Below are 2103 nucleotides of genomic sequence, written 5' to 3'. Positions count from 1 at the left end.
GTCGTCAATTGGTAACCAACGCTTTACTAGAAATGGGTTCAGCAGCATCAATCGCACACGAAGAAGCGGAAAAAGCATTGGCTCATTTTGAAATTGATCCGAAACTTTGGGATAGCTACCCCAATACATTTTCAGGCGGTGAAAAATTACGTTTGAACATTGCGATGGCAACTGTAAAAAAACCGCGCTTGCTCTTGCTCGATGAACCGACTGCCAGCCTTGATTATCAATCAAAACTGAAAGTGCGGGAAATTATTGAAAAGTTAAAAGCGAATGGCACGACACTTGTTGGAATTTTTCATGATATTGAATTCATGGAAGGGCTTTGCGACAAAGTTTACGACATGCAAACAAGAACACTGACCGTTACTGACAAAGTAGGTGTTGCTCAATTTCTCTATCTTGATTTGTAGAGAAATTGAGAATTTTAAGCACTTTAGTTATTTAATGAGTTCATTAATTGGAAAAAGTATTCAGGTTCTTGAGTCTTGTTCAGGTTATACCACGAATGTAATGTATCAGGTGCAAATACATCTAATTTTTTTAGAACTTCCATTGCAAATTCTAATGGAGCTATTCCTGATGCAGTAACTAAATCGATGTGCCCGAACTCTTCTTTGAAAGAAGGATAATCGGTTTCCCGGTCGGAAATATGCCGTTTGAACGCCTGTTTTCCGCGGCGTTCCTCGTGACCATTGGGTTTCCGTTTGCCTTTCATCGGCAGTGTGGCAACATCAAAGACCCGATTTTTGAACATGCGGTAGATGGTGCGCACGGAACAGTCGATCGCTGTCTCGGCGCGTCCCACAATGACATCAAGCGTCCAGCCCTGCGCCACCTTGTCTTGAATATAGGTCATTTGTTTCTTCGGCAAAACGATTTTTTGGCGTCCGCAGCGTTTCTTGTTTTTCTTGTATTGTGTGTAAAAGTCGAGGGCTGTATGTCCCAATTTCAGGAAATTGATGACCTTGTAAATTGGCTGCCTGGAACGTTTCATTTGATTTGCGATAATCGCCACGGGTATGTTTTGGCGGTGATAGGATTCTATCATCACCAGTTCATCCGTGGTAAGATGGGTGTAGGTCATTCGTGGTCACTCCTCTGTTTTTCTTTGGTCGGAAAATACATGTAGAGTGTACCATGAATGACTTTTTTAGTTGTCTAGCTTAATTTTACAATCGGCGTACTATTATCGAACCCCATAACAAGATATTCTGAGAAACCCTGAAATTTCCTTCTATCGCAGGAACGTAACACAAATATGCGAGAATGACGAGAATGGTAGATGGGATTAAAACGAATAACTCTTTCTTGTCTGTCGGCAAAGTTTTCCCGATGCTTTTTATATATTGTTTGGGATCACTCCCCACGATACTCTCAACACTTTTTCCGTTTTTTTCTGATTCATCCAGTTGAAGATTTGCTGTCATATCTAAATGATCTTTCAGCAAATGATGAACCAACTGATCAAACATTAGATACTACATTTTATATGAACCTCTTTTCAAGAAGGTGGGGCCATAGAGATCACTACGAATTAATCCGAAATACAACCGGATGGCATGTTTCGCATTTAACATATAATGGACAAGCCGGTAAAGACGCACTTGCAGTATTAATACCTAGCTTAGTACATGATAGCATTGCATATCCTTATAATTTAGGGAGTGTCATGATAGATATTTGGAATCAAGCAGAAGAATTTGGTCTATCTAATGATCAAGTGCAGAATATGCTAAATGAAGTTTCACAATGGATTAACGCAACTGAAACGAATTATCCGAATTTTGTACGAAAAAAGAAAAAATGCTGCATAATTTTTTATGCAGCATTTTTTCTTTGCAATTTTATATGATCTTTACTACTAGAGTATGTTAGTCTATGCGTCAAACCGTGGTTACGATAGTATTGCCTCTTTTGCTATCCAGGAAAATGGAACGTTAGAAACGCTCGGATTGACAGAGTCCGGAGGAGAAGGACCGAGACATTTTGCTTTGATTCCAGGAAATGAGTGGCTAGTAGTAGCGAATGAAAACTCCCACACACTTGCTACGCTGAAAATGAGTTGTTCAGGCATGCCTTGTATCGTTGAGAATATTGTCC

4 protein-coding genes and 2 pseudogenes are annotated in these 2103 nt (G+C 39.8%); 3 read left to right on the top strand and 3 right to left on the bottom strand.

The genetic code is table 11. From position 1 onward, the window contains the following. A partial coding sequence (locus ABZ924_RS38515) for an ATP-binding cassette domain-containing protein (protein WP_361920391.1) occupies positions 1–413 on the top strand: 413 nt, incomplete at its 5' end. A gap of 23 nt (positions 414–436) precedes the next feature. On the opposite strand, the pseudogene ABZ924_RS38510 reads toward ABZ924_RS38515, so the two are convergent. The 3 genes and pseudogenes from ABZ924_RS38510 to ABZ924_RS38500 all read right to left on the bottom strand — a co-directional run. Next, a pseudogene (locus tag ABZ924_RS38510) lies at positions 437–598 on the bottom strand (glutamine amidotransferase); the annotation flags it as partial. Further along, positions 596–1087, bottom strand: a pseudogene (locus tag ABZ924_RS38505) (IS30 family transposase); the annotation flags it as partial. The pseudogenes ABZ924_RS38505 and ABZ924_RS38510, both read right to left, overlap by 3 nt. Positions 1088–1172: 85 nt before the next feature. Next, a complete protein-coding gene (locus tag ABZ924_RS38500; protein WP_361920389.1) occupies positions 1173–1475 on the bottom strand; it encodes a hypothetical protein in 303 nt (100 codons plus the stop codon). 17 nt (positions 1476–1492) lie between these two features. Here ABZ924_RS38500 and ABZ924_RS38495 point away from each other — a divergent pair, with 17 nt between their 5' ends. Next, the gene (locus tag ABZ924_RS38495) at positions 1493–1855 is read left to right on the top strand and encodes a hypothetical protein (RefSeq protein WP_361920387.1); all 363 of its coding nucleotides are present in this window, start codon (positions 1493–1495) and stop codon (positions 1853–1855) included. Between the two features lie 16 nt (positions 1856–1871). After that, the coding region (locus ABZ924_RS38490) for a beta-propeller fold lactonase family protein (RefSeq protein ID WP_361920385.1) at positions 1872–2103 on the top strand (232 nt) is incomplete at its 3' end.

Source organism: Streptomyces sp. NPDC046876 (genome assembly GCF_040645035.1).
Classification (GTDB): Bacteria; Actinomycetota; Actinomycetes; order Streptomycetales; family Streptomycetaceae; genus Streptomyces.
This window is presented reverse-complemented; position numbering and strand designations above follow the sequence as displayed.